This is a genomic window from Paenalicyclobacillus macrosporangiidus (genome assembly GCF_900116805.1).
Taxonomy (GTDB): domain Bacteria; phylum Bacillota; class Bacilli; order Alicyclobacillales; family Alicyclobacillaceae; genus Alicyclobacillus_H; species Alicyclobacillus_H macrosporangiidus.
On record NZ_FPBV01000007.1, the window covers coordinates 1 to 26,616 of the forward strand.

General features: G+C 65.2%; 27 protein-coding genes. 22 read left to right on the plus strand and 5 right to left on the minus strand.

The genetic code is table 11. The annotated features are described in order from the left end of the window. Positions 1–170: 170 nt before the first annotated feature. Together tnpB and tnpA are read right to left on the minus strand one after the other, a co-directional pair. Entirely contained in the window at positions 171–533 is a 363-nt protein-coding gene (gene tnpB / locus BM357_RS07620; protein ID WP_074951261.1) for an IS66 family insertion sequence element accessory protein TnpB, read from the minus strand. After that, positions 527–847: an IS66 family insertion sequence element accessory protein TnpA gene (gene tnpA / locus BM357_RS07625; protein ID WP_245783892.1), complete on the minus strand. Its 321-nt coding sequence runs from the start codon at positions 845–847 to the stop codon at positions 527–529. The genes tnpB and tnpA overlap by 7 nt, the downstream gene beginning before the upstream one ends. A 376-nt stretch (positions 848–1,223) precedes the next feature. Here tnpA and BM357_RS07630 point away from each other — a divergent pair, with 376 nt between their 5' ends. Continuing rightward, positions 1,224–2,246: an RluA family pseudouridine synthase gene (locus BM357_RS07630; protein WP_074951263.1), complete on the plus strand. Its 1,023-nt coding sequence runs from the start codon at positions 1,224–1,226 to the stop codon at positions 2,244–2,246. Between the two features lie 181 nt (positions 2,247–2,427). Here BM357_RS07630 and BM357_RS07635 read toward each other — a convergent pair whose 3' ends face one another. Further along, a complete protein-coding gene (locus BM357_RS07635) occupies positions 2,428–2,934 on the minus strand; it encodes an acyl-CoA thioesterase (RefSeq protein WP_342741606.1) in 507 nt (168 codons plus the stop codon). 753 nt (positions 2,935–3,687) lie between these two features. Between BM357_RS07635 and BM357_RS07645 the strand changes: the two genes are divergently transcribed. Beyond that, positions 3,688–4,683 carry a M23 family metallopeptidase gene (locus BM357_RS07645; protein WP_074951266.1) on the plus strand — a complete coding sequence of 332 codons (996 nt, stop codon included), beginning with the start codon at positions 3,688–3,690 and terminating at the stop codon, positions 4,681–4,683. A 15-nt stretch (positions 4,684–4,698) separates the two neighbouring features. Here the strand turns inward: BM357_RS07645 and BM357_RS07650 are convergent, their stop codons facing one another. Further along, on the minus strand, positions 4,699–5,109 hold the full coding sequence (locus BM357_RS07650) for a hypothetical protein (RefSeq protein WP_074951268.1): 411 nt from the start codon (positions 5,107–5,109) through the stop codon (positions 4,699–4,701). A 192-nt stretch (positions 5,110–5,301) separates the two neighbouring features. On the opposite strand from BM357_RS07650, the gene BM357_RS07655 reads away from it, so the two are divergent. The 12 genes from BM357_RS07655 (at position 5,302) to BM357_RS07715 (ending at position 15,768) form a co-directional block, all read left to right on the plus strand. Continuing rightward, a complete protein-coding gene (locus BM357_RS07655; protein ID WP_074951270.1) occupies positions 5,302–5,796 on the plus strand; it encodes an acyl-CoA thioesterase in 495 nt (164 codons plus the stop codon). After that, a complete protein-coding gene (locus BM357_RS07660) occupies positions 5,789–6,802 on the plus strand; it encodes an asparaginase (RefSeq protein WP_074951271.1) in 1,014 nt (337 codons plus the stop codon). The genes BM357_RS07655 and BM357_RS07660 overlap by 8 nt, the downstream gene beginning before the upstream one ends. A 66-nt stretch (positions 6,803–6,868) precedes the next feature. Beyond that, complete coding sequence (locus BM357_RS07665; RefSeq protein ID WP_074951272.1) at positions 6,869–8,158, plus strand: O-antigen ligase family protein; 1,290 nt, start codon at positions 6,869–6,871, stop codon at positions 8,156–8,158. Then, complete coding sequence (locus BM357_RS07670) at positions 8,139–9,791, plus strand: hypothetical protein (protein WP_074951274.1); 1,653 nt, start codon at positions 8,139–8,141, stop codon at positions 9,789–9,791. The genes BM357_RS07665 and BM357_RS07670 overlap by 20 nt, the downstream gene beginning before the upstream one ends. After that, positions 9,769–10,563 carry a hypothetical protein gene (locus BM357_RS07675; protein ID WP_074951276.1) on the plus strand — a complete coding sequence of 265 codons (795 nt, stop codon included), beginning with the start codon at positions 9,769–9,771 and terminating at the stop codon, positions 10,561–10,563. The genes BM357_RS07670 and BM357_RS07675 overlap by 23 nt, the downstream gene beginning before the upstream one ends. Before the next feature lie 149 nt (positions 10,564–10,712). Then, positions 10,713–11,420 carry an HlyD family secretion protein gene (locus BM357_RS07680; protein WP_175511482.1) on the plus strand — a complete coding sequence of 236 codons (708 nt, stop codon included), beginning with the start codon at positions 10,713–10,715 and terminating at the stop codon, positions 11,418–11,420. A 149-nt stretch (positions 11,421–11,569) separates the two neighbouring features. Continuing rightward, the gene (rplS, locus tag BM357_RS07685) at positions 11,570–11,911 is read left to right on the plus strand and encodes a 50S ribosomal protein L19 (protein WP_029420527.1); all 342 of its coding nucleotides are present in this window, start codon (positions 11,570–11,572) and stop codon (positions 11,909–11,911) included. Positions 11,912–11,977: 66 nt separating this feature from the next. After that, positions 11,978–12,979, plus strand: coding sequence for a ribosome biogenesis GTPase YlqF (ylqF, locus tag BM357_RS07690; protein ID WP_074951278.1), 1,002 nt, complete (start codon positions 11,978–11,980; stop codon positions 12,977–12,979). 118 nt (positions 12,980–13,097) lie between these two features. Continuing rightward, on the plus strand, positions 13,098–13,772 hold the full coding sequence (locus BM357_RS07695) for a ribonuclease HII (protein WP_074951280.1): 675 nt from the start codon (positions 13,098–13,100) through the stop codon (positions 13,770–13,772). After that, complete coding sequence (locus BM357_RS19255) at positions 13,769–15,148, plus strand: hypothetical protein (protein WP_139234618.1); 1,380 nt, start codon at positions 13,769–13,771, stop codon at positions 15,146–15,148. Before BM357_RS07695 ends, BM357_RS19255 begins: the two co-directional genes overlap by 4 nt. Continuing rightward, the gene (locus BM357_RS07710) at positions 15,114–15,365 is read left to right on the plus strand and encodes an EscU/YscU/HrcU family type III secretion system export apparatus switch protein (RefSeq protein WP_074951286.1); all 252 of its coding nucleotides are present in this window, start codon (positions 15,114–15,116) and stop codon (positions 15,363–15,365) included. The genes BM357_RS19255 and BM357_RS07710 overlap by 35 nt, the downstream gene beginning before the upstream one ends. A gap of 22 nt (positions 15,366–15,387) precedes the next feature. Beyond that, positions 15,388–15,768: a YraN family protein gene (locus BM357_RS07715; protein ID WP_074951288.1), complete on the plus strand. Its 381-nt coding sequence runs from the start codon at positions 15,388–15,390 to the stop codon at positions 15,766–15,768. Positions 15,769–15,773: 5 nt separating this feature from the next. Here BM357_RS07715 and BM357_RS07720 read toward each other — a convergent pair whose 3' ends face one another. Next, on the minus strand, positions 15,774–17,249 hold the full coding sequence (locus tag BM357_RS07720; RefSeq protein WP_074951290.1) for a YifB family Mg chelatase-like AAA ATPase: 1,476 nt from the start codon (positions 17,247–17,249) through the stop codon (positions 15,774–15,776). Positions 17,250–17,489: 240 nt separating this feature from the next. Here BM357_RS07720 and BM357_RS07725 point away from each other — a divergent pair, with 240 nt between their 5' ends. The 8 genes from BM357_RS07725 (at position 17,490) to hslV (ending at position 26,602) form a co-directional block, all read left to right on the plus strand. Further along, positions 17,490–17,807 (plus strand): hypothetical protein, encoded by a 318-nt coding sequence (locus BM357_RS07725; RefSeq protein WP_139234619.1) that lies wholly within the window; start codon positions 17,490–17,492, stop codon positions 17,805–17,807. A 239-nt stretch (positions 17,808–18,046) separates the two neighbouring features. Continuing rightward, complete coding sequence (sucC, locus tag BM357_RS07730) at positions 18,047–19,201, plus strand: ADP-forming succinate--CoA ligase subunit beta (protein ID WP_074951295.1); 1,155 nt, start codon at positions 18,047–18,049, stop codon at positions 19,199–19,201. A gap of 112 nt (positions 19,202–19,313) precedes the next feature. After that, complete coding sequence (sucD, locus tag BM357_RS07735) at positions 19,314–20,216, plus strand: succinate--CoA ligase subunit alpha (protein ID WP_074951297.1); 903 nt, start codon at positions 19,314–19,316, stop codon at positions 20,214–20,216. A 204-nt stretch (positions 20,217–20,420) separates the two neighbouring features. Next, entirely contained in the window at positions 20,421–21,494 is a 1,074-nt protein-coding gene (gene dprA, locus BM357_RS07740; protein WP_074951299.1) for a DNA-processing protein DprA, read from the plus strand. A 143-nt stretch (positions 21,495–21,637) separates the two neighbouring features. After that, a complete protein-coding gene (topA, locus tag BM357_RS07745; protein WP_074951301.1) occupies positions 21,638–23,752 on the plus strand; it encodes a type I DNA topoisomerase in 2,115 nt (704 codons plus the stop codon). Positions 23,753–23,806: 54 nt separating this feature from the next. Next, positions 23,807–25,117 (plus strand): FADH(2)-oxidizing methylenetetrahydrofolate--tRNA-(uracil(54)-C(5))-methyltransferase TrmFO, encoded by a 1,311-nt coding sequence (trmFO, locus tag BM357_RS07750; RefSeq protein WP_074951303.1) that lies wholly within the window; start codon positions 23,807–23,809, stop codon positions 25,115–25,117. Next, complete coding sequence (locus tag BM357_RS07755; protein WP_245783893.1) at positions 25,114–26,040, plus strand: tyrosine recombinase XerC; 927 nt, start codon at positions 25,114–25,116, stop codon at positions 26,038–26,040. Before trmFO ends, BM357_RS07755 begins: the two co-directional genes overlap by 4 nt. A gap of 28 nt (positions 26,041–26,068) precedes the next feature. Continuing rightward, positions 26,069–26,602: an ATP-dependent protease subunit HslV gene (gene hslV, locus BM357_RS07760; RefSeq protein ID WP_074951305.1), complete on the plus strand. Its 534-nt coding sequence runs from the start codon at positions 26,069–26,071 to the stop codon at positions 26,600–26,602. The last annotated feature ends 14 nt before the right edge of the window (positions 26,603–26,616 follow it).

Genomic DNA, 26,616 nt, shown 5'->3' on the forward strand with positions numbered 1-26,616 from the left:
AGCTTCACCTGCTTTTTCAGCTCCGCGTTTTCCCGCTCCAACGCTTCGTAGCGTTCCTGCAGGGATTCCGGTTGGTTGGTGGTCACCGTCGTCGTGTTCATCATGCAAAAGGACTTCGACGCAGCCGCCGAAATCCCTTGTTAGAAAGGCATCTTTTGCGATTTTCCCCGTCACACCACTCTCTTGGCTGAGACCTGCGGGTGGGCCTTCTGCTGGGTGAGTGACAGCCCGTCCAGCAGCCAGTTCAGTTCCCGTCGGCCAATGACGACGGTCTTGCCGGCACTGGTGTCAGGCCATTGAAACCGTCCACGCTCCAGGCGTCGGTAATACAGCCAGAAGCCGTTGTACTCCCAGTACAGGATTTTCAGCTTGTCCCGCTTCCGGCTACAAAAGACGAAAATGCACGGAGAAAACGGATCCAGCTCGAAAGACTCCTGAACCAAGGCTGCCAAGCCGTCGATGGATTTGCGCATGTCCGTGCTGCCGCATGCCAGGTACACACGCAGTTCCGGTCCGGTACCGATGTTCAGCATAGGCCGGACAACGTGCGTACCACATCGCGCAGCAGTTCAGTGTCGTAACCGGGTGTGACCTCGATGATGGCCGGGCCCACACGGACGGACAGCGGTTTGTCCACCTCTCCGGTCGGTTCCTGGACATGAATGGGGACAAAACGAGGCTGCGGCTCGACCTGCTCCGCCTTGAACTTGCCCACCCAATACCACAGCTGGTGCTCCTTGATCTGGTGGACAGCACACCATGCGGCGCCCGTTTGTCCGCTGGCCCGGAAGTCGGCCACGCGGGCGCGCCAAAGCTCACGAAGCTCTTCCAACTCCGCTTTCGTCACGATGATCCCTCCATGATTGGGTTCTGGGGGAATCATCTCGCAGACCAAGGCTTGGCGCTAGGTGTGGACTATTTGACGCTTACGTCGCAAGCATGCGCCGAACGTATGACCGATTCGAAGTCGCGCAGGTTTTGGTTTACAATGGGCGACGGTTGGCTCATGTTTTGGCACATGATTGGTCCATCTTATTGACCCATCTGTTCCGTCATTGAGCGGGTCGCTCGTGACAGGCAGTCCGGAGTCTGGCGAGTCTGATGTGGGACGCACGCGTGAGAGGTAGGCGCACGGGTGGGAGGGACGCGTGCGAGGCACGACGGAGCCAGCATGGGGACGAATTTCTCGTGATACAGGACAGAGCGGCACAGGAGGCACGGCGATGGTCGAAATCGAGGTCGGGCCGATGGAGGCAGGGAAGAAGGTCCACCGGTGGATGCGGCAATTGTTGCCCGGTATCCCCCTATCCGGGATCCACAAGATGATCCGGACAGGGCGCGTGAAGCGAAACGGGAAGCGCGTGAAGCCGGACGATGTTCTCACCGAGGGTGATGTCGTCCGCCTCTACATGGCAGAGGAGGACTTTTCACAGGTGAGCAAGCCGGTGCGGAAATACCAGGGCGTTCCTACGGACATCGAGATTGTGTACGAGGATGACGACCTGATTGCGGTCAACAAGCCGGCAGGGTTGTTGACCCACGGGGCGCCCGGGGAGCACAAGGACACCCTGGCCAACCGCGTGGCGGCACATCTGTACGCGCGGGGCGATCTCGATGCCCGGCGTTTCGTCCCTGCGCCCGCACATCGGCTGGACCGCAACACAAGCGGACTGGTTCTGTTCGCCAAACATGGGGAGGCGGCGCGAAAGATTGCCGCCGACCTCCAGGAGCACCGCATTCGGAAATGGTATGTGGCCATCGTGCGCGGCGTTGTTCCGCCGGAGGGACAGGTCGTGGCCCGACTGGAACGGGAGGAGCGCCGGAATCGCACCTTTGTGCTGGAACAATCTCCGGAACAGGGGAAGGACGCGATCACGCGGTTCCGGCGGCTGGCACAGGCTCATCAGACCAGCGTGGTGTGCGTGGAGTTGGTCACCGGTCGGACCCACCAGATTCGGGCCCACTTCGCCCACCTGGGATATCCGCTGTGGGGAGACGTGAAATACGGTGGTGCCAGACCCGTTGCCGGCCCCCCTGCAGTTTCCACGAGGCACGCGAACCGGGAACCGCATCGGGATCCGAATCTCGAACCGCATCAATGGCTGCACGCCGGTTGGCTCCAATTGGCGGACGGGCGCCTATTGCACGCCCCTTTGCCGGAATCGTTCCGCCGGATGTTGCACCGGCTCGGTTACAGTTCTCACGAGGTGATGGACCTGGATCGAGCAGTGCCATGGCCTACATAAGACGGAAGGCGCCATCCCCCGCCGGGGCGGGGTGAAGCGCCGAGGGTCCCGTAGTCAGCCGGAACGCTATGAGCTGTTGGCTCCACCGGGCTCAACCCCATTTAGCCGTCCTCAACCGTCCTCAACCCGGTTCAGACGGGTTCAGACCGGCCCAACCTGGTGTAATCGGGCTAAACCTGGCTCAACCGGACACCAAGGGCGGCATCACGTGCGCGCGAAATGCGTCCGGGACGCGCACGGGTTTGCGGGTGCCGGGATCGACGGTGACGACGACGAACTCGGCGTCCAGGACGAGTTCGTCTCGCTGATTCGTGATCCACTGACCCATGCGCATACTGGTGTTGCCGACGGATGTCAGCCGTGTTCGGACCCGCAGCCGGTCGTTCTGGAAGGCTTCCCGGCGATAGTTCGCGCTGACATGCGCGACCACGGTCACGACTCCGAGCCTGCGCAGGGTTTCATAGTCGAATCCGCACCGTTCGTACCAATCCTCGCGGCCCCACTCCAGATATTCGAGAAACTTTGCATTGTTGACGTGGCCATTGACGTCGATCTCGGTGGACCGGACAATCAACTCCAGTTCTGACTCCACGCCATGCGCCTCCGGCGCCACGCCTTGTCTCTCCGGCGGCATGCCTGTGCCATCCGTCGTTCCTGGCTGCGCCGTCGCCCCTGATCTCTTCGTCACATTTGATGGCTCCATCGCATCCGACCGCATGGTTTAACATCGCACCTCCAACGTCTTCATGCACACCTGTGGTGGACACCGGTTCCAGCATATCATGGACACACGGGGAATCACACGGACGCGGGAAATCACACGCGCCCTGTCCGGCGCACAGGATTTTTCTCACGTTTCTCACGCGGGATTGAATGAGACACGCTTCGGCCGACATACGTGTAAACCGAGGCGTTCGCGAAGGGTGCGCGCGGCCCAATCTGTCGGAGCGCTTCGGTGGTGCGTTGCAGGTAAACGCTTACTGGCTGTACTATCATCTGGCGGACGACGAGCACGCCTACCAAGAAGGTCCTTTTTCGTCATTCGCGGAGGCAAGGAGGGTCGCACACGAGGCCGATCAGGATCTGTACCCAGTGGACATCTGGATCCAAACCGGCTTCGAGACGGTGTGGAGACAGACGCGACGAACTACAACGCGTGCCATCTTTGGTTGACTGGCGGTTCAGAGACAAGACGCAAGGATCCCTTCCGAAGGCGGACCCACAGGTCCGCCCTTGTTCGTGCCTTGCGTGCGGGACCGGCGGGTCACTGGCGGGTCACACGTGGGTCACCGGGATATGGCAATTGGCAATCGCCGGCCCACTGGGTACGGACGGGCAGGAATAGCCATCCTCCGACGGGGACAGGGTAACAAGGGGAGCACCGGGCCGTGTGTTCCGTGTGGCGAACAGGACCCGTACACCTGTCCCGGGGGGTTGGGCGATGAACAAACGACGGTTCTTCGTGATGGTGTGTGCCCTCTTGGCGATGGTCGCCGGTTGGGCTCCGGACAGTCTGGTGAGTGCCGCAGAGCGCAAGACGCAGGAGGAGCTGTTGCCCATCTACCGGAAGGCGGCCGCAGACACCGGGGTCAGCTGGACGTTGCTGGCGGCGGTGGATCGATACGCCGAGCTGATGAAGACGAAAGGTGACCTGGAGCGCCATCCGTTTTACGGGTTCGCCTTCGAGCCCGCCGCGTGGGCAGGCATCGACAATCCCAACTGGCTCGACATCGATCCGACGACCATCAGCCTGTTTCATGGGCTCGGCCGTGACGGAAACGGGGACGGGATGGCGTTGCCTTGGGATCCGCAGGATCGTATCCCTGTCCTTGCCGAGTGGCTGGACGAGTTGTCCGGCGAAGACGATGGGGAGGTGGCCATCTGGGATCTGTTCCAGGACCCGGTGGCCATGGACCGCATCGCGGCCTTTCAGACGTTATTCGACAGGTACGGCTTGAATCCCAAAGGCCACTGCTTTCCCGTGTGGAAACGAGCCGACTACGCGGTCAAGCACAACTTCGGAGCCGGCAGGAGCTGGGGCGGACGGCGGATTCACGAGGGTGTCGACATCTTCGCACCATCCGGCACACCCGTGTTGGCCTGCAGTTACGGTTACGTGGAACTGATGGGTTGGAACCGGTATGGCGGTTGGCGGATCGGGATCCGCGACGTCAACAACATGTATTATTACTATGCACACCTGTCCAGCTACGCCAAGGGGTTGAAGCGAGGCGACGTGGTGGAACCGGGCCAAGTCATCGGGTACGTGGGCCGCAGCGGGTACGGTCCACCGGGAACCAGTGGGAAATTTCCGCCGCATCTGCACTTCGGCGTCTACCGGGACACGGGACGGGGGGAGTGGGCCATCAACCCGTCCAGCCTGTTGACGCAATGGCAGACATTGCCGCAGCCGGCACGCCCGGGTCCGTCCAAGTGACCCGGGGCATGTCATTCAATGAATCCGTTTCAGGGTGTCGCACAGTTTTCTGGCTTGTTGCGCTGCCGCCCGTTCCTTCAATCCCAGCGCACGAAGATCCTCATCAAATGCGCGCCGACCGTCCAGTTGGGCGCCGACCAGCTCGTGCACGGCACGCCTGGATTGAATCAGCTCCTGAACCAGGTGGTACGCATGTTGCAGGTGGGGTCGATCACCGTCGTCGGCACTGCGAACCCTGCTGTCGAGCCCCTGTGCCAGGCGCTCCAGCTTCGTCAACGCTTGTCCGTTGACGGTGTGCAACCGTTTGAGGGCGCCCGCCTCGGGCGTCTCAAAACCGTACCATGTCTGTGACAGGTTTGCGCCTTCCTGCTCCAACGCCCAGACGTCCTGTGCCAACCGAAGAAGCGCGTCCGCAGTTTCCACCACCGTCTTCCTCCTCTCCGGCATACGAACAGGTGCGTGCGTTATCCTAACCCCAACCCATCGTTCTATTCATGAACGCAGTCTCCGCGGCGAGGTTGGGTTGACGCCAGGCATGAGAATTGCGGATACTGGGATGTGGCCCCTGCGAGGACGACCCATCGGAGACGAGCCATCGGAAGGGAGGAGAGAGGCTGGATGGATCCCAAACCGTGCCGCATGTCGCGTACCGTCATGACCGATTTGGTGCTGCCGCCTGACACCAACAATCACGGGACCATCTTCGGCGGCAACGTGATGCGGTACATCGATAAGATCGCCAGCATCGCCTGCATGCGCCATGCGCGCAAGCCGGTGGTCACCGCGTCCAGCGACAGTCTTGATTTTCTGGAACCGATCCGCGTGGGGGAAGCGGTGCGCCTTGAGGCGTTCGTCACCTGGACCCACAAAACCTCCATGGAGGTGTTCGTCCGGGTCGAATCTGAAAACCTGATGACCGGTGAGGTGAAGACCACCGCCCGGGCCTATTTGACCTTTGTCGCCATCGGGCCTGACGGGCGGCCGACCGAAGTGCCCCCCGTGTATCCCGAGACCGACGAGGAGCGTCACCACTACGAAACCGCGCCCGCGCGGTACGAACTGCGCCGGCAGCGAAAACTTGTGCAGAGAACAAAGAGGGATCCGAATGAGTGAACTGTTGGTCGAAGTCGTCCGCGGTCCGCTGGTGGAGAGCCGTCATCTGGGGGACATCGCGGTGGTGGACACCGAGGGACGCGTCCTCTGGTCCGCAGGCAATCCGCACCGGGTGACGTACGCCCGCTCGTCAGCGAAACCATTGCAGGCGCTGCCGTTGGTCGAGAGCGGCGCGGCGGACGCGTTTGGAATGAGTGACGAGGAGATTGCGCTCGCCTGCGCTTCCCACAGCGGCGAGGAGGCGCACACAGAGCGCGTGCTGGCATTTTTGCAGCGGATTGGCATCCATTCCAGCCATCTCCGGTGTGGCGCCCATCCCCCGTATCACGCGCCGTCGTACGAGCGGCTGCTTCGCAGCGGCGCGTCGCCGGAGGCCATCCACAACAACTGTTCCGGCAAGCACGCCGGTATGCTGGCGCTCGCTAAATTTCTCGGAGCCGATCTCGATACATACCTGGAGCCGGATCATCCGGTGCAACGCCTCATTCTGCAAGCGGTCGCGGAGGTCACCGGCGTCCCGGAGGAAGACATCGTGCTCGGTACGGACGGGTGCGGGGTTCCCGTGTTCGGACTGCCCCAGGATCGCCTCGCCCGCGCGTATGCCCACTTCAGCGCACCGTCTGCAACGGTCCTCGGGACCCGCCGGGCGGCCGCTATGGAGCGGATCGCCCGGGCGATGGTGTCCCATCCGCACCTGGTGGCGGGGACAGAGCGGTTTTGTACTGATCTGATGTGCGCCGGCCAGGGTACCGTGCTCGGCAAGGCCGGAGCGGAAGGGGTGTACTGCGCAGGCGTGATGGGGAAAGGCATCGGACTGTGCGTAAAGGTGGACGACGGGAACGCACGCGCCGCGTATCCTGCCGTGGTGGAGACCCTGGCGCAGGCCGGGCTCGTCCCCGAAGCGGTGGTGTCGAAGCTCCAGGCCTTTCGCCGGCCGCAGCTGCGCAATCATGCCGGGACCTGGGTCGGCGAGATCCGGCCTGCGTTCCAATTGTCGAAGCACTGAACCATGACTGAGCAAACACGCCTGACGGGCCTGGTTTCGGCCGCGGGCGCTTGGGAGTGGAATGTTATGACGTATCGCGCCGCTGCCGCGGCTGTCCCGTCCATGTCCGGAACGTCTGCCGGGCTGGCGAACTCCGCTTGGGCCCGATGGTGCCTCTATCTGTGGATGCTGTTCCCTGTGGTCGATTTCGCCTTGCGCCAACCCGTCGTCCATGTCCTGGGGCTCCTCTGGGACAAGGTCGTGTTGGTGGTGCTCGCCATCCTCGCGCTGGGACGGTTCATCGCCGGGCACCGGCCGCAGTGGTTTCCCTGGCAGCGGTACGCCGGTTGGTTCATCCTCTTCGGCATGGGCCTCATGTTCGCCGGACTGGTGCAACCGGTGGTTGCGGTCCAGGGGTATCGGATCGACGTGTACTACATCCTGTACACGTTCTTGTTCCCGTTCCTGATTGCCCCCGAGGATGTGCCCAGGCTGCTCCACCTGGGCGCCTTGGTGGCCATGCTCGTGGGCATTCACGGAGTCATTCAGTACCTGCTGCCGGTCCCGATCCCCGGCGGCTGGGTGGATGCGAGTGAGCATGTGCGCACCAGGGTGTTCAGCGTGTTGCAGAGCCCGAACGAACTCGGGGCGTATATGGCGCTGTCGACGCCGTTGATGTTCGGGTTGGCGTTGGCGGAGCGCGATCGCTGGCGCCGGTGGCTGTACGCCGCCGGGACGCCGCTGTGCATGGCGACGTTGCTGTTCACCTCCACCCGCGGCGCGTGGGTGGCGTTGGCGGTGGCCGTCGTCATCATGGCCGTTCGCTTCGAACGCCGGCTGTTGCTGGTCCTCGTGGTCGTCGCGGCCGTCGCGGTGTTTTTGCCGCCGATCCATCACCGGATCTCCGAACTGCTGTCGCCCGTTTACTGGATCAAGTCCTCGGAAAGCGGGCGTGTCTTCAAATGGATCACCGCCTACGACCGCATGAGCACCAATCCGCTGTTCGGCGTCGGCGTCGGAAACTTCGGCGGCGCCGTCAGTTCGCTCTACAAAGGCGGCATCTACTCGGACAACTACTACGCCAAGACGCTGGCGGAGACGGGCCTGGTCGGATTGACGCTGTTTGCGGCGATGCATCTGCAGTTGATGCGGGATCTGTTCCGGGGTCCCCTGCGGTTCGTCCGCGGCCGGGATCGGTATGTCGTCATTGGCGGAGTGACGGGGCTCATCGCCGTGCTCATCCACAACGGGATGGAGAATGTGTTTGAATTCGCACCGATGGCCGTGGCTTATTTCACGTATGCCATGCTGCTGCTCATCTGGGGATCGGCGTGGCGGGAACGGGAGGAGGTGCCCGATGCAGCGCCTGAGGCGTAATGTGTCCGTCCTCCTGTATGTGGCGTGGGCGGTGTTCGTGAACCTGTGCAACGTTTGGCTCATTCGGCCGCTCGCCTTGGACGGTTCCGTCTACGGCGTCCTGGCCGTCATGGCGATCGCCCTGGTCTGGTGGACCAGCATCCCGCCCGCAGCACGGCGCCGCTGGGTGACCTTCACCCTGTTCGCCCTGTTGGCCGGACAGGGATTGAGCCGCCTCGCGGCGAAGCCGCTCATCACCGCGGCCGCCATCGGGCTGGTCATGGTCCTGGGCCTGTTCGTCCTGGCGTGGTGGTTCGGACGCGTACGTCCCTGGCCGCTCGCCTTGAGCGCCGTCGTCCTGGCGCTGGCGAACGCCTGGCTGCCGCTTGACCAATGGACGTTCCTCACCCACTTCCGCGTGACGTATCACACGCGGGTCGGATTCGATCCCGCGGATCTGCCCGCCCTCCCGCTGGAGGTGGTGGACACCGGGCAGGGGCAATCGTTGATCACGCTGGCCAATGTGCCTGAGACGCAACAGGAGATCCAGCGGGAGGCGTTGCAAGCCACGGACAGTCCCGGAGCGCTCGGGGAGATGTTGCGCGACTTCGGCCATCGGTATCAATTCGTGGAACTCGCGCCCGCAGCGCACGGATTTCACCTCGTCCCGGCGTCTCCCGAGGACCTGGCGCGGTTGGACATCACGCCCTTCATCGCGCCGTTTTTCCCGTTCGTCCGCGCGGACTGGATCCTCGACGGAGACCGGGTGTTGCAGTACATGGCTCCTGCTGCGGAAGTGCACGACCTGACCCGCATGTCGTTGACACCGGCGGATCTCGGTGCCGCGGTGACGGGGCTCGGCAATGCCGTGCAAACCGAGGAAACGCACAACTGGGGGCAGGTCCTGGCCAGGCTCGGCGTGACGCCCGATGCCGGATTCACGATTGAGGATGGCTTCCTGCGGGGCACGTGGCAGGGGAAGGCGGTCCGCGTGCCGGTGGCGGGCAGCGTGATCGCGGGACAAGGGTCCTTCACCGCCCCTGGGGCGCACGAGCTCCTGGTGCAAGGCGTGAATCTCCTGCAGGTCGTCTCGCTTGACAGTGGCCGCGTGGTGAGCACCTATCACGGCGATCCGCAACATCCGCTCCCGAATGATGTGGTCGTCGGCCCCATCGACAACAGCGGGCGCGATGTGGTGTTCGTCAACGGGCAGCCGGCTTCCATCCTGGGGCTGGTGGACGGGGCGTGGAAGACGCTGTACACGGCCCCCAACGATGCGTTGCGGTTTGAAGGCGCGGTCCGGTGCCCGGGAGACAGCGTGCCGGAGATCTTGACGGACGACCCGAGTTGGTTGCGGAACAGCCCGGTGCGCTATTTCAGTTCGTACACCTACCGGAACGGTGCGCTGGTGCGCAACTGGCGAGTGTTTCAGACCAATGTGGTGAACGTCCGCACCATCCAGTTCACGCCGCAGGAAGCGCCGCAGCTCGTCCTGACCCTGTACGGCTCGGGCCATATCTTCGTGCTGAGCCGCCATCACCTGCCGGTGGTCCCGGTCACGAGCGCCGTCCTGGCGGTCGTCATGGCAGCGGGCTGGGTGGTCCGAATCCGCAGAAAGGGGGAGACGATCCGTGAGCCGGAAACGCAGGCATGAGCGGCGGGGCGCGCTGGCGTGGGGGGCGGCCGGAGTCGCAGGGTGGCTGTTGGCCGGTTGCGGCCCTGCGGTACAACCCAGCGACAAGCCGGATACCGGCCAGGGGGTCCCCCAACCCCAGGCGGCGTGGGTCACCGTGCTGGCCGCGGCCGAAGCCGGACAACGGGCGCATCAGTACATGATCAAGGTGGACGTCCAGTCTCAGCAGGGCTCGCTTCACAGCACGTTCTCGGCGTATGGCGCCATCAACCGGCCGGATCGCGTCTCCATCGACCTCCTGGACCAGGGGACGGACCTGTACTTTTACCAGCAGGGCCAATCTGCCTACTACCGCCAGGACGGACAATGGTCACCGGCACCCGCCCTGACGGACACGGACGCGTACCAGGGGTATGTCCGGGCCATTCAAAACGGAATGCAGCAAAAGGCCCCGCTCATCCAGTTGCCGAAGGTGTACGTGAACGACGAATACTGTGACGTGTATCAGGCGACCCTGTCCGGCCAAAGCTTGTGGCCGGGCGGGGTGTCCGCGGGGGACGCAGATTTGGTTTGGCCGGTGCAATCCGGCCAGATGGGCGACGTGCGGTATACGTTTTACGTCGGACAACGCGATCACCTGTTGCGCCGGGTCGACATGGAATCGGTGAGCACCGTCCGCGAGATCGGGACGGTCCAGGTGGACGCCACCACCGTCTTTTTCGACATCGATCAGCCGGCGGCCCAGATCACCCTGCCGAAAGATCTGGTCAAGCAGTTGGAAAACGTCAACTGAACGGCAGGCCGGACAGAGGGAAGGCGGCCCCCGGTACGGGGGCCTTTTTCATGCGGTGCCCCCGGGACAAGCGCTGGACAAACGAATCTACACATCATAAAATTTATGTCGGCTAAAGCATTGCAGTGGCTCAGAAGAGGGGTGTTCGCGTGGGACTGCGGCGCATCATCGTATTGAACGTCGTGGCGTTGCTGGTGATCCTGGGCCTGATCTACGGCGGGTACACCTACTACTACAACCGGGAGAACTATGTCACCACCAACAACGCCTTTGTGGAGGGCCCGAAATATCCGGTGAATGTGCAGTTCGCGGGCAACCTCACGAGTTGGAATGTGAAGGACGGGGATTCGGTGCAGGCGGGGCAGGTCCTCGGGAAGGTCGATCCGCGGATTGAACTGGGCCAACTGGGGGCGGCCGCCAAGGACCCGAATGTGGTCGCGGCGGTGAACAAGGCCGCGGAGGTGGACAGCCCGACCAGCGGGAAGGTGACGCAGGTCAATGCGACGGTGGGTCAGATGGCGGCGCCTGGTCAACCGCTTGCGTACGTGGTCGATTTGAACCACCTGTACGTCGTGGCCAACATCAACGAAACCGATGTGCGCCACGTCGATGTGGGGGACGCGGTCGATATCCACCTCGACGCGTATCCCGATCAGACGTTCAAGGGCACGGTTAGCGCCATCGGACGGGCGACCAACTCGCTGTTTTCGCTGCTGCCCGCGTCAGGGACGACCAGCGGGACCTACACCAAGGTGACGCAGACGGTGCCCGTGCGGATTGACCTCTCGGGGTACGGCGGCGTTCAGTTGGTCCCGGGGATGAGCGCGACGGTGCATATCCACCGGTCCAACAGCTGACCCGTGGCGGATGGCATGAAGCGTCGTGAAGAAATGACAGGATTGCCGAGTTTGGCGCCGATATGGTAGAATGGTTCGGCGTGATTACGGTGTTCCTCTGCCAGTGACGTGAGACGGTACGAACACCTGTGGGAAGGAGGGCGTTCCGGATGAACATCCTGCGTGAAGTGACCCGCGACCAGCTGCGCACCGACATCCCGGATTTCCGCCCCGGTGACACCGTGCGGGTGCACGTGAAGGTTCGTGAAGGACAGCGCGAGCGGATTCAGGTCTTCGAGGGCGTCGTGATCCGCCGGCGCGGCGGCGGCATCAGCGAGACCTACACCGTGCGCAAGATCTCCTACGGCGTGGGCGTTGAACGTACGTTCCCGCTGCATTCTCCGAAGGTGGAGAAGATTGAAGTGGTACGCCGCGGCAAGGTCCGCCGCGCGAAGCTGTACTATCTGCGTGGCCTGTCCGGCAAGGCGGCGCGCATCAAAGAGATCCGGTAACGGACGGAAACAGGGGGGACGGGGAACCGTCCTCCTTTTTTTATGGCTCAGCGAGGAGGGCAGACGGTGGAACCCATCCATTGGTTTCCTGGCCACATGGCCAAGGCGAAGCGGCAAATGGAAGAAGCCCTGCGGCGGGTGGACGCGGTCTTGGAGTTGGTGGACGCCCGCCTGCCGTCGGCGAGCAGCAACCCCATGCTGCGCGACATGCTCGGCAGCCGGCCCAAGGTCCTGGTGATGACGCGCATGGACCTGGCCGATCCCGCGGCCACCCGGGCCTGGGTGGATCACTTTCGCCGGCACGGTCAGCCCGTGGTCCTGGTGGACGCCCGCAGCGGCCGGGGGATTGAAGGGATTCTCCCGGCATTGGAAGAGGCGGCGCACGCCGTACGGGAGAAAGAAGCCCGGCGTGGACTGCGTCCCCGGCCACTGCGGGCCATGGTGGTGGGGATTCCGAATGTCGGAAAGTCATCGCTCATCAACCGGTTGGCGGGCCGGTCCGCGACGAAGATCGGGGATCGTCCAGGGGTCACGCAGACGCAGCAGTGGATCCGGCTCGGCAAGGTTGAACTGCTCGACACGCCCGGCGTCCTGTGGCCGAAGCTGACGGATCAGCGGGCAGCGTTGGCCTTGGCTGTCTCGGGGGCCATCAAGTCCGACGTGGTGGACCGGTTGCTGGTGGCCGCGTACTTCATCGTGTTCGCGTCCCGGTATTATCCGCACACGTTGGCAGAGCGGTACGGTGCGTCTCCGGTGGCGGACACCGGCATCTTGGATCATGGCGATGCGGGCGGGCTGTGGCAGGCGGCGGAGCCGGTGCTCCAGGCCATCGCCGAGCGCCGGGGCCTGCGCCGGGGCGGCGGCGCATGGGACGAGGAGCGCGCGGCGGACCTGCTCCTGCGCGAGGTGCAGACGGGAAAGCTGGGGCGCCTGTCGTTGGAGTGGCCACCGGATTCGCCGGTGGATGCGCCAGGCCCGGATTCGGCGGCACCGGAGACGGGGGCTCCGGACTCGTTGGCCCGGGAGACGGCCGCGCGGTCGGACAGGCCCGCCCCGTCAAGGGGCTGAAGGCACACCGTGTTTCGCGTCGGCGCAAGGTTTCTTCTCGCCCTGCTGGTCAGCCGGTCCTGCGCCCGGTAGACTGGAGAGAGGACATTGTACGAGTAGGGAAGAGAGGAGGATGGTCATGCGGGCGCAGGCCAAGGAGGCCGCGGCACTGGAACGTGCCAGGCAGCTGTGGGCGCAGGAGCGGGCACTCGTCCAAGCGGTGTCGGTGTACGCGGGGGTCGACGAAGCGGGGCGCGGCGCCCTGGCGGGACCGGTGGTGGCCGCCGCGGTTGTGGTGGACGGCCCCCCGGAGCGATGGGCTTTTGTCGACGACTCGAAGTCGCTTACATACCGGCAGCGCGAGGTCCTGTACGAACGGATTGTGGAAGAGGCGGTTTCGGTGTCGGTCGGTTACGCGACCGTCGACGAGATCGACGAGATGAACATCCTGCAGGCGGCGCGATTGGCCATGGGACGGGCGGTCGATGGACTCGAGGTCGAGATTGGGTTGGTGTTGGCCGACGGGCCGCATCCCCCTGTGTTTCCGTCCGTCGCGCGCCCCGCATTGCCTGTCGTCGATGGGGACGCCCGCTGTCTGTCCATCGCTGCGGCCTCCATTGTCGCCAAGGTGGTGCGTGACCGATGGATGAAAGCTTGGGCCTCACGGTACCCGGAGTACGGGTTTGATCATCACGCCGGCTATGGGACGCCGGAGCACCTTCGGGCGTTGGCCGAGTACGGACCGACCCCGCTGCATCGGCGATCCTTCGCGCCGGTCCGGCGAGCGTGCCAAGGCACGCTGGGACTCCTGTGACCGGGCCGGTGCTTCCGCCGGGCGGGCAGGGGACAGGGGTCCCGCCGGCGCGCGAGACCGCGAGCGTGCGCGGACCGGGTGCGGCGACGGAGGGCAGCCGCCAGCAGGAGATCGGGGCCGCCCGAGGCTCCCACGCCGCGCGCACCCGCCAGGCCGCGCCGGGCACGGCAGCTGACGGGGTCGGCCTGGCGCACGTGGCTCGCCTGGAGCAGGCCCTGCCGGCCGTTCTCTTGGAGCGACCGTCGTGGCTGCGCACCGAGTGGGCGTGGCGAAGACTGTTGTTCGAATCGGTCTTGGCCAGCCACACGGCCGGCGACACGGGAAGACAGGCCGAGGGGCACCAGACCGGCCAGGCGGAGGTCGCGCAACATGGCATCGAACGGTTGTGGGCGGTGCTGGCCGAACTCGTCGCTTCAACCGCACCCGAAGAGGAGGTGCGATGGCCAGGCCCGTGGACCGGTGCGGTTCCAGCGCCGGCTCGGGCACCTGGGACTGAGACGGTACCTGAGCCGGGTACCCTGCGGGGGGGCGGATCGCCATTCGAACCGGGTACAGGTCCGGTGCCGGGGTCTGAAACGGCATCCGAACCGGGTCTATCAGGGACCGGAATGGCATCTGAACGCGGTCCGGAGCCAAGAGTCGGAACGGCACCTGTGCCGGGGCCTGGAATGACGCCGGGGCCTGGAATGACGCCGGGGCCTGGAATGACGCCGGGGCCTGGAATGACGCCGGGACCTGGAACAGCGCCGGGGCCTGGAACAGCGCCGGGACCTGGAACGCCGTCGGGACCTGGAGCAACGTCGGGACCTGGAGCAACGTCGGGACCTGGAGCAACGTCGGGACCTGGAGCAACGTCGGGACCTGGAACGGCGCCGGGTTTTGGGGACGCCGTCACCGCTGGCGTCACGGACTTCGCCTCCTGGCGGAAGGAGGAGGTGTCCGCAGCCCCGGAGCGCGTCCGGCACTGGGTGTATTTACAACGGATGATGGGGGCTGTGCAATCTCCGGATGGAAGTGTCCACGGCGCGGGCCTCTTTTGGGTGCCCCTGCCTGCCTCGGGTCAGGGCACGATGACGGCCGTTCGATGGGAAGGACAGCGCCAGACCCGGTCGGGGCCCGACGGCATGACGGTGCATCGCATTCGGTTGGGGCTGCGGGTGGCGAAGGCGCAGGTCAACGTGGAACTGGTGTGTGCGCGTCCGTCCTTGTCCGTCCGGGTTCGCGCGCCGGAACGGATGCGGCCGGCCTTGGAGGCCGCCGCAGAGCCTTTGGCCGCAGCGTTGGCGGCGACGGGATGGCGCCTGGACAGTTGGCGTGTTCTGGACCTGGAGGAGGAGCGCGATGGAGAGAAAGCGAGCGGTGGCGCTTCAGTATGAACAGGCGTCCGGCGCCGCGCCGCGGGTGGTGGCCAAGGGCAGCGGCGCCGTGGCCGAGGCCATCCTTCAGCGGGCGCGGGAGGCGGGTGTGCCCGTCCACGAGGATGCCGGGTTGACCGAGGCGTTGATGGCGGTCGAGGTGGACGCGGTGATCCCAGAAGAATTGTACATCGTCGTCGCACAGGTGTTGGCCGCAGTGTATCGGGCGGCCCGCTGACCGGTCAAGCGGAGGTTCAGCGGTGACCCGGCGGGCTTTGGGGCGTTTCGGCGAGCGGTTCGCAGCCGAGTACCTGGAACGGGCCCTCGGCTGGCGCGTGGAGCGGAAAAATTGGCGGTGCCGCTGGGGCGAGTTGGATCTGGTCGCACGGACGCCCAGTGGCGTTCTGGTGATTGTGGAGGTGCGGACGCGCCGAACGGATGGGTATGGAGCGGCACTGGAGTCCGTCACGGCGGGCAAACGCGCGCGGTTGGCCCGCCTCACCCGCCGCCTGTTGGCGGACTGGACGGGGCCTGCCCCCGCCGTCGTGCGCGTGGACGTGATTGGATTGACGGTGCGTGGACGGCGGGTGGTCGCGATGGAACACATCCGCGGCGCCATCGAATCCGTCTGCGACGAATGAGGACGTTATCGGTGCACGGGCAGTCCTGGGCTGCGCAACGCAATCGCTTCATCCACATGGGCCGGCTGAACGCTGTCCAGTCCTTCCATCACGCTGAGCGTCCGGGCCAGGCGCGCCACGGCGAGGGTGCCGCGCCGGGACAGGGGAAGACGCGTCGCGGCGAGGTGCAGCCGGCTCCGGGCGGCGGCTGTGAAGTCCCCGGGGTGCAGGTCTCCTTGTGCGCCGCGGGTTCGGTCCGCCAGCGCCATGCGGGCGTTGGCTACGGCCGCCCGCAGTTCGGCGGAGGTCACGCGCCGGGCACTGTCGTCGTGCGCCTGATTGAGGGCGGGGCGGACAGGGACGACCATATCGATGCGGTCCAGCAGCGGACCCGACAGATGGCTCCAGTACCGAAGGATGGCCGCTTCCGGGCACGTGCACGTCCCGAATCCGCTCTGGCCGCAGGGGCAAGGATTGAGCGTGCCCGCCAGGAGAAACGAAGCGGGGTACGTGACGGAGCGGCCCCCGCGCGTGAGCCGGACTTCCCGCTGCACCAATGGTTCGCGCAGCGCATCCAGGGCGGCGCGGCGAAATTCGAGCACCTCGTCCAGGACGAGCACGCCGCGATGTGCCAGCGTGACCTCGCCGGGCGCAGGCGGTGTGCCGCCCCCAATCAGGCCCGCCTGTCCGATGGTGTGATGCGGCATCCGCATCGGCGGGCGCAGGGTCGGCGGGCGGGGGCTTCCTGCTGCCTGGTGGATCGCGTGCACCTCCAAGGCTTCGTTGGGCGCGAGGTCAGGCAGGAGCGTCTGCAGGCGCTCGGCGAGCATCGTCTTGCCGCAACCGGGCGGCCCGACAAGCAGGATGGGATGATGGCCAGCGGCGGCCAGCGTGAGGGCTCGTTTCACGTCGTCCAGGCCCATGACTTCCACGAGGTCCACGTCCGCTTGCGCGGTGACGATGGGCGGCGGGGCGAACGGTCGGCGAAGGTGTCCGTGTGTCCGCAGGTCGTGGATGAGGTCGCGAAGATGCGCGTACGTGTGCCAGGTGAGACGCGGGATGGGCACGCATGAACCGGTCTGGGCGGAGGCGATGGCCACGCTGTGCACGCCGGCGGCGGCGAGGCCGATGGCCAGATTCACCGCCTCCGGGACGGGTGCCAACCCCCCGGACAGACTCAGTTCGGCGGCAAACCCGATGGCCTCCCCGGATGCGGGCAGCCCGCCGGCGGCGCGCAGGATGGCGACGGCGATGGCGAGGTCCAGACCGGCCCCCCGTTTGCGCACGTTGGCCGGAGAGAGATTGACCGTGATGCGGTTGTTCGGGAACTCCAGCCCGGAGTTGCGGATGGCCGACCGGATACGGAGCTTGGACTCGTTGACCGCGGAATCCGGCAGCCCGACGATGTGAAATTGCGGCAAGCCGCGGCCGACGTCCGCCTCCACGGTGACCACCGACGCGCTGATCCCGTCCAAGACCGCTCCTACAGCGGATCCCAACACCGGGCATCTCCCCTTGTCCGTTCAGTTGATATGGCGTTCCGCATAGGTTGTTATATATCCGCGCATGCACGCGCGTCCATGGTATTCTGAATAGAATGAGTAGATCTTGCGAACTCTGGGCCGCCACGGTACCATCGTAGACAAACGGGTGAGGGGTTGTGAGTGGTGCAGGGACAAAACGGGAGACCGCAAAACACCAAGCTTCCCGGCCGGGCGCCGCAACCGGCGAGGGTCATCAGCATGCGGGCGTGGAAGACGCGAAAGCGCCTGCATCATCTGCGTGGCATGCGCAGTTGGCCACAGTGGGGGATGGTCGCGTGCGCGTTGGCGCTGGCGGTCGCTTCGGCGGTCGCGGCGGTGGCCAGCTGCATCCCGTTTCGATGGCAGGGTGAGTGCGTCATCTGGACGTGGGTGCTGGCGCTCGTCGGGAGCGTCCTGGCGCTGGTCATGCACGTCCTGCGGGATCGCTGGGCCATTCGTTTGTTGTCCGTGTACGCGTTGTGCATGACGTTCTCCTTCGTCGCCGGCGCAGTGACCCTGTGGGCGCGCGGACACTGACCCAATTTGCCCCGGCTTACCCTGCATCCCCGGTGTGAGACCGGGGATGCAAGCATTTCCGAGTTGTAAATCGAACGCCCGTATTTTATCTTAGAAAAGGATTGGACATCGAGATCGCGTTTCGCCGGCCGAACCCGAGTTGGCGGCGAAGACGACCCGGTGTTGCCTTTTTTGTGTTGTCGTGCTCCGCGGGATCGCGGTGACGCAATGCAACCACCTGGACGTAAGGAGGACTCGCCATGAACATCCATGAGTACCAGGCGAAGGCGGTGCTCGCCAGCTATGGGGTCGCCGTGCCGCAGGGTAAGGTGGCGTTTACCGTGGAAGAGGCCGTGGAGGCCGCAAAGGAGCTGGGCGGCAAGGCGGTTGTGAAGGCCCAGATTCACGCCGGGGGCCGCGGCAAGGCGGGCGGTGTGAAGCTTGCCAAGTCGTTGCAGGAAGTGGAACAGCATGCCCGCGAATTGCTCGGCAAGACGCTCGTCACGCATCAGACCGGCCCGGAGGGCAAGGTCGTCAAGCGGCTGTTGATTGAGCAGTTGTCCAACATCCAGAAGGAGTACTACATAGGCCTGGTGGTGGACCGGAACACCGGCCGCGTGGTGATGATGGCTTCCGGTGAGGGCGGCATGGAAATCGAGGAAGTGGCCGCGAAGACGCCGGAGAAGATCTTCCGCGCCACGATTGACCCGGCGGTCGGCCTGCTCCCGTACCAGGCTCGGCAGCTCGCCTACAGCATCGGGATCCCCAACGAACTGGTGAAGAAGGCCGCGCAGTTCATGACGGCGCTCTATCACTGCTTTGTCGACAAAGACTGCTCCGTCGCGGAAATCAACCCGCTGGTCGTCACCGCCGAGGGCGATGTCATGGCGCTCGACGCGAAGCTCAACTTCGACGACAACGCCCTGTACCGCCATCCTGAGATCCTCGAGTTGCGGGATCTGGACGAAGAGGATCCGAAGGAGATTGAGGCGTCCAAGTACGGCCTGAACTACATCGCCCTCGATGGCAACATCGGATGCATGGTGAACGGCGCCGGCCTCGCGATGGCGACGATGGACACCATCAAGTACTACGGAGGGGAGCCGGCCAACTTCCTCGACGTCGGCGGCGGCGCATCCGAGGAGAAGGTGACCGAGGCGTTCAAGATCATCCTCTCGGATCCCAAGGTGAAGGGGATTTTGGTCAACATCTTTGGCGGCATCATGAAGTGCGACGTGATTGCGAGCGGCGTGGTGGCGGCGGCCCGCCAGGTGGGCTTGGACAAGCCGCTGGTCGTGCGCTTGGAGGGTACGAATGTCGAGCAGGGCAAGAAGATCCTCAACGAGTCCGGCCTAAACATCATCGCGGCCGACTCGCTCGCGGACGCGGCGCAGCGGATCGTCAGCCTGGTCTGAGCGAACCGCGGAGGAGAGGAAGGGCGCCACGTCGCAGCAACGGGGCGCCCGGAGGCGATCGGGATCGACAAGTACGGCCGGAATTCCCGGCGCGGACAAGGAGAGAGTGCCGATGAGCATTTTGGTCAACAAGGACACGCGCGTCATTACACAGGGCATCACCGGGTCCGCCGGTTTGTTCCATACCCGTCAGGCGATTGAGTACGGCACGAACGTGGTCGGCGGCACCTCCCCCGGCAAGGGCGGAACCAAAGTGGAGGGCGTCCCGGTGTTCAACACGGTTGCGGAAGCGGTGAAGGAGACCGGGGCGAATGTGTCGGTGATCTACATTCCGGCAGCGGGCGCGGCCGACGCCATCATGGAGGCGGTCGACGCCGAGTTGGACCTGGTCATCTGCATCACGGAGGGCATCCCGGTCCTCGACATGGTCAAGGTCAAGCGTTTCATGGAAGGCCGGCACACCCGGCTCATCGGCCCCAACTGCCCCGGGGTCATCACGCCGGGCGAATGTAAGATCGGCATCATGCCAGGGTACATCCACACCCCCGGGAAGGTCGGGGTGGTCTCGCGCAGCGGCACCTTGACGTACGAGGCGGTGTATCAGCTGACGAACCTGGGACTGGGCCAGTCAACCGCGGTCGGCATCGGCGGCGACCCGGTGAAGGGAACCGAGTTTATCGACGTGCTGAAGATGTTCAACGAGGATCCCGATACCGAGGCGGTCATCATGATCGGGGAGATCGGCGGCACCGCGGAAGAGCAGGCTGCGGAATGGATCCGGGACCACATGACCAAGCCTGTCGTGGGATTCGTCGCCGGGGCGACGGCACCTCCGGGACGGCGCATGGGGCACGCGGGCGCCATCATCTCCGGCGGCAGCGGCACGGCTGCATCGAAGATCGCGAAAATGGAGGAATGCGGCATCCGCGTCGCGCCCACCCCGTCGGAGATGGGGTCGACCCTGTACAAGGTGCTGGAGGAGCGCGGGCTGTTGGAGCGCTGCAAGGTGAAGTGAACCGTCCTTCTTGAACGTGGGCCGACACCGCGGCGGGTGCGCCTCCTGGCGCCGCCGCGGTTTTTTTATCTCCACCCCGGGGCCGCAAGTCCGTTGCGGCGAGCCGCGCGCGATTGGGTTTTCCATGGTGAACGTCCTCGTCTAGCCGGAGTGGCGTGGGAAGCCGATCCCGCCGACAATGGAGGGCGAGGAGGTGCCAGGCGCATGGACGAGCGCACCGCTTGGACCACGTTGGCTGCCTGCCCGGGCCTGGAGCCGTCGAGTCTGCGCCGCCTGGCGGACGGGTTCGGTGGGGCGCTGCAGGTGCTGGAGGCGGGGCCGGAGCAGATTCGTGCCGCCGCCTTCGTCCGTCCGCGCACCGCGTCAGGGGTGTGCGACTGGCTGGCACGGATCCGCGGGAAGGATGTGGAATCTGCGCTTGCGCGTCGCGGGATCCGTTGTCTGGTACAGGGGGACCCCGGGTATCCGGCGCCTCTGTCCGACCTGGCCGATCCCCCGCGGGTACTTTTCACAAAGGGGGACATCCCGGTTCCGTGGCCGCGGTCCATCGGCGTGGTCGGGACGCGCAGGGCGACGGCGTACGCGCTCGAGGCGGCGCAGTGGGTGGCGGAGACGCTGGCGGGAGCGGGGTGGAACGTGGTGTCCGGGCTGGCCCTGGGGATTGACGGGCAAGCCCACCGGGCGGCGCTGGCGGCGGGCCGCACCACCGCGGTGCTCGGGTGTGGCGTGGACGTGTGTTATCCGGCCCAGCACCAACGTCTCTATGAACAGGTGGTGGCCTCTGGTCTCGTCATCAGCGAATATCCGCCCGGGATGCCGGTCGCCCGACACCACTTTCCGGAGCGAAACCGCATCATCGCCGCCCTGTCCGAAGCCATCGTCGTGATCCAGGCCGGCGAGCGCAGCGGTGCACTCGTCACCGTCGACCTGGCGCTTGAGTTGGGACGCGACGTGTACGTGGTTCCCGGTCCCATCACGTCCCTGCTGTTCCGGGGGTCCAACCGGCTGCTGCAGCAAGGGGCGCAGCCGCTGGTCGATCCGCTGGACCTCATCCAGGAACGGGGCGGCGAACGGCGGCCAGCCGCAGCCGCCGCGCCGGTCCCGGAGCGCTGGCGGCCATTGTACGAGGCGTTGGCAGAAGGGGCGAGTCCTGCCGCCCTCGCGGAATGGCTGCAGGTGCCACTCGGGCAGGTGTACGCTGGCCTCTTGGAGCTCGAGTTGGCGGGGGTGGTGGAGAAGCGGCCCGGTGGAGGATACCGGCGGGTGCACCGTGCGTAAGAGCCGGCGGCCGGCGGGTGTCGTTTGCAAATGAAGCAGGCCCGGTGATAATATGGATAGAACTGTGCGGGGTCCCCACCCGGATCGCGCCTGTACGGGCGGTCGCCGCCTATCGGCTGTCGGGAACCGAGGGAGGTAACACGTTGGCGGATTATTTGGTGATTGTCGAGTCGCCGGCGAAGGCCAAGACCATCGCAAAGTACCTCGGCAAGCGGTACACGGTCAAAGCGTCCATGGGGCATGTGCGGGATCTGCCCAAGAGCCAACTGGGTGTGGACGTTGAGCACAACTTTGAACCGCATTACATCACGATCCGCGGCAAGGGCGAGATCATCAAGAGTCTGCGGGACGCGCGCAAGAAGGCCAAGCAGGTGTTTCTCGCGGCGGACCCGGACCGGGAGGGCGAAGCCATCGCATGGCATCTGGCGTCGCTCCTGGGCCTCGACCAGGACGCGCCTTGCCGTGTGGTGTTTCACGAAATCACAAAGGACGCCGTCAAAGAGGCGTTTGCGCATCCGCGAAAGTTGAACTTCAACCTCATCCATGCGCAGCAGACGCGGCGCATTCTGGACCGACTGGTCGGTTACCGGTTGAGCCCGCTGTTGTGGCGCAAGGTCAAAAAGGGCCTGTCGGCGGGCCGCGTGCAATCGGTCGCCGTTCGCCTCGTGGTCGACCGGGAACGGGAGATCCGGGCGTTTCAGCCGGAGGAATACTGGACGGTGGACGCGTCGTTCCGGCTGCCGGGCGGGAAGCTCGTCGCCCGTTTTTACGGATACGACGACGAGAAGACGCCGCTGCCCAACCGGGAGGCGGTCGATGCCCTGTTGGCCCGGATCGAAGGGCAGACGTTCACCGTCGAGCGGGTGAAAAAGTCCGAGCGGCGGCGAAATCCGAGCCCGCCTTTTACCACCAGCAGCTTGCAGCAGGAGGCGGCGCGAAAGCTCGGTTTCCGCGCCTCGCGCACCATGTCGGTGGCGCAGCAGCTGTACGAAGGGCTCGACATCGGCAGCGAAGGAGCGGTCGGCCTGATCACCTACATGCGCACCGACTCCACGCGCGTGTCGGAGGTCGCGCAGCGGGAAGCGCGATCGTACATCGAGGCCCGGTACGGAACATCCTACGTGCCGGAATCCGCGCGCCAATATGCGGCCAAGGGGAACGCCCAGGATGCCCATGAGGCCATCCGGCCGACCTCCGTGCTGCGCGAACCGGACAGCCTGCAGCCGTATCTCACCAAAGATCAGTACCGTCTCTACAAATTGATCTGGGAGCGGTTCGTCGCGAGCCAGATGAGCCAGGCGGTGCTCGACACGACGACCGTGGACGTGTCGGCGGCGGGGGCCTGGTTTCGCGCCACCGGATCGGTCATCAAGTTCCCGGGGTTCATGGCCCTGTACACGGAAGGAAGCGACGACGCGCCTTCCGATGACGAGCAGGGGAAGATCCTGCCGCCGGTGGAACAGGGGGAGGCGCTGCCGGCGCCAGACCTGCACCCGGAGCAGCACTTCACCCAGCCGCCGCCGCGGTACAGCGAATCTAGCCTCGTGAAGGCGATGGAGGAGCTCGGCATCGGCCGTCCGAGCACGTACGCCCCCACGATGGAGACGATTCTCAAACGGGGGTACGTGGTCCTCGAGCAAAAGCGGTTTGTGCCGACGGAGCTCGGGGAAATCGTCGTCGACCTGCTGGTGCAAAACTTCCAAAATTTGATTGACGTAGATTTCACCGCGCAGATGGAGAAGGAACTGGACAGCGTCGAGGAAGGCAAGGCCGACTGGGTCAGCATCCTGCAGTCTTTCTACCGGGAGCTCGAACAGGACCTGGAGCGCGCGGAGAAGAACTTGGAGCACGTCCACATTCCGGACGAGGTGTCGGATGTCCAGTGCGAGAAATGTGGCCGCATGATGGTGTACAAACACGGGCGGTACGGGAAATTTCTCGCCTGCCCCGGTTTTCCGGAGTGCCGCAATACGAAACCCATCGTCAAGACGGCGGGCGTCCCGTGCCCGAAGTGTGGCCGGCAACTGGTGGAGCGGCGGGGCAAACGCAAGACCTTCTACGGGTGCGAAGGATATCCGGAGTGCGACTACGTGCTGTGGAACAAGCCCACCGGCGCCCTGTGCCCCGTCTGCGGCCATCCCATGGTGGAGAAGCGGACCAAAGGGCAGGTGCTGGTGGTGTGCAGCAATGAGGCGGGCCATCCGGAACCGGTACCGGTCGGTGAACCGGGGCGCAAGCACGGGAGGAAATCGACCTGACAGCGGGCGCCGCGGGCGAGAAGGTCCCTGCGGCGCCCGAACGCCGAAGGAGGGATGCCGATGGTCATCGTGATCGGAGCCGGTTTGGCGGGGGCCGAGGCGGCTTGGCAGGTGGCCCGCCAAGGGGTGCCGGTGCGCCTGTACGAGATGCGGCCGACCCGGTCCACGCCGGCGCACCACACGGATCAATTCGCGGAACTGGTGTGCACCAACTCCCTGAGGGCGGCGGCCATCACCAACGCCGTCGGCCTGTTGAAGGAAGAGATGCGCCGGTTGGATTCCTTGATCCTGCGCGCGGCCGATGCGCACGCGGTCCCGGCCGGCGGCGCTCTGGCGGTCGATCGCGATGGGTTTTCCGGCGCAGTGACCGAGGCTCTGGTCTCGCATCCCCTGGTGGAGGTGGTGCGGGAGGAAGTGCCGGAGGTTCCCGCCGACGGCATTGTGATTGTCGCCACCGGTCCGCTCACCTCTCCGTCACTGTCCGAGTCCATCCGGCGTGTGGTCGGCGGCGAGTACCTGTACTTTTACGACGCGGCGGCGCCCATCGTGCAGAGGGAATCCATCGACATGGACAAGGTCTTCCTGGCCTCCCGTTACGGCAAGGGGGACGCGGCGTATCTCAACTGCCCGATGACCGAGGAGGAATTCGACCGGTTCTATGAGGCGCTCATCTCGGCCGAGACGGCGCCGCTGCACGATTTCGAGGAAGAGAAGTATTTCGAGGGCTGCATGCCGGTCGAGGTGATGGCCCGGCGCGGGAAGAAGACGTTGTTGTTCGGCCCCATGAAGCCGGTGGGGTTGACGGACCCCCGGACCGGGCGGCGTCCGTTTGCCGTGGTGCAGCTGCGCCAGGACAACGCTGCGGCGACGCTGTTCAACCTGGTAGGCTTTCAGACGCACCTGAAGTGGGGCGAGCAAAAACGGGTCTTCCGCATGATTCCGGGTTTGGAGGAGGCCGAATTCGTCCGCTACGGCGTGATGCACCGCAATACGTACATCAACAGCCCGACGGCCCTTCGCCCCACGTACCAGACGCGCAAGCGGGACACCTTGTTCTTCGCCGGCCAGATCACCGGCGTGGAAGGATACGTCGAGTCGGCGGCGGCGGGGTTGGTGGCCGGGATCAACGCGGGACGGTTGGCGCGGGGGCTGGAACCGGTGGTCATGCCGCAGACCACGGCCATCGGCAGCTTGGCCCACTACATCACGCACGCGGATCCAGACCATTTCCAACCGATGAATGCGACCTTCGGGTTGTTTCCGCCGCTCTCGGAGCGGGTCCGAGACAAGAAGGAGCGCGCGCAGCGGATGGCGGAGCGCGCCCTGCGTGACCTCGAAGGGTTCTTGGCGGTGACGGCGTCGTGAAGACGGATGCGCTTCCCCCGGACGTGGCGGCGCGCATGGCGGCGCTGTCGCCCGCCATCGAGGCGTTTCTCGACCAGCGGCGGGCCCTGCGCGGCGGGTCCGTGCACACCCTCGAGGCGTACGCAGGAGATCTCGGTGACTTCGCGGCGTTCTTGGCCGGGCGCGGGGTGGCGGACTGGGGTGAGGTGGACGCGGCGCACGTGCGCGCGTTTCTCGCCTCCGAGCTACGCCGCGGACTGGCCAAGCGGTCCGTGGCGCGGCGCCTGTCCTGCCTGCGGACATTCTTTCGCCATCTGGTCCGCACCGGCCAAATGGCTCAGAATCCGGCGCAGATGGTGATGGCACCCAAGCTGGAAAAGCGCGTCCCTCGGTTCTACTATCAGGAGGAAATGAAGGCGCTGCTCGACTCCATCCGCGGGGACGATTGGCAGAGCCTGCGCGACCGGGCTCTGTTGGAGTTTTTGTATGCCACCGGTGTGCGCGTGTCGGAGTGTGTTCAGCTCGACATCCGTGACGTAAATTTAGAGGAAGGCATTGCATTGGTGATGGGCAAGGGGGGCAAGGAGCGGTACGTGCTGTTCGGCGAGGCGGCGGCGCGGGCCCTCCGCGCGTACTTGGCGAAGCGGAAGGAGATGGGGTGGGACGACCCGGCGTTGTTTGTGAACCGGTTCGGCCGCCGTCTGACTGACCGCAGCGTCCGCCGCGTGCTCCTCGCCCGCATCCAGGCCGTGCCGGGCCTCGCCCCCATTGGCCCGCATGCGGTGCGGCACAGTTTCGCGACCCACCTGCTCGACGGCGGCGCGGACCTGCGCGTCGTACAGGATCTGTTGGGTCACGCCAGCCTCTCGTCCACGCAGATTTACACGCACACTTCACGCGAACGGTTGGTCCGCGTATACGAACGGACCCACCCGCGCGCCTGAGCGCGGGGGGCCGGCGAGGGGGAGCCAAATGGACATCCACGCGACAACCATATTCGCCATCCTGCGCGATGGCCAAGGGGCCATGGCGGGGGATGGACAGGTGACGTTCGGGAACACGATGATCATGAAACAGGGGGCCCGAAAGGTGCGGCGGTTGTACCGGGGCCAGGTGATTGCGGGGTTCGCCGGTTCCGTGGCGGACGCCTTCACCCTGTTCGAGAAATTCGAACACCGCCTGGACGAGTTTCATGGGGACATTCAGCGCGCCGCGGTCGAATTGGCCAAGGAGTGGCGTTCGGACAAGGTGCTTCACAAGTTGGAGGCGATGCTCTTGGTGATGAACCGCGAACACCTGTTCATCGTCTCCGGGGGCGGCGAGGTGATTGAACCGGACGACGGGGTGTGCGCCATCGGTTCCGGCGGGCCCTATGCGTTGGCGGCCGGGCGGGCGCTGGCGAGGCACAGCCACCTGACCGTCGCCGAGATCGCCCGGGAGTCGTTGGCCATCGCCTCGGAGATCTGCGTCTACACGAACGACCGGATCATCGTCGAGACGCTGTAACACCAGCATGCCGG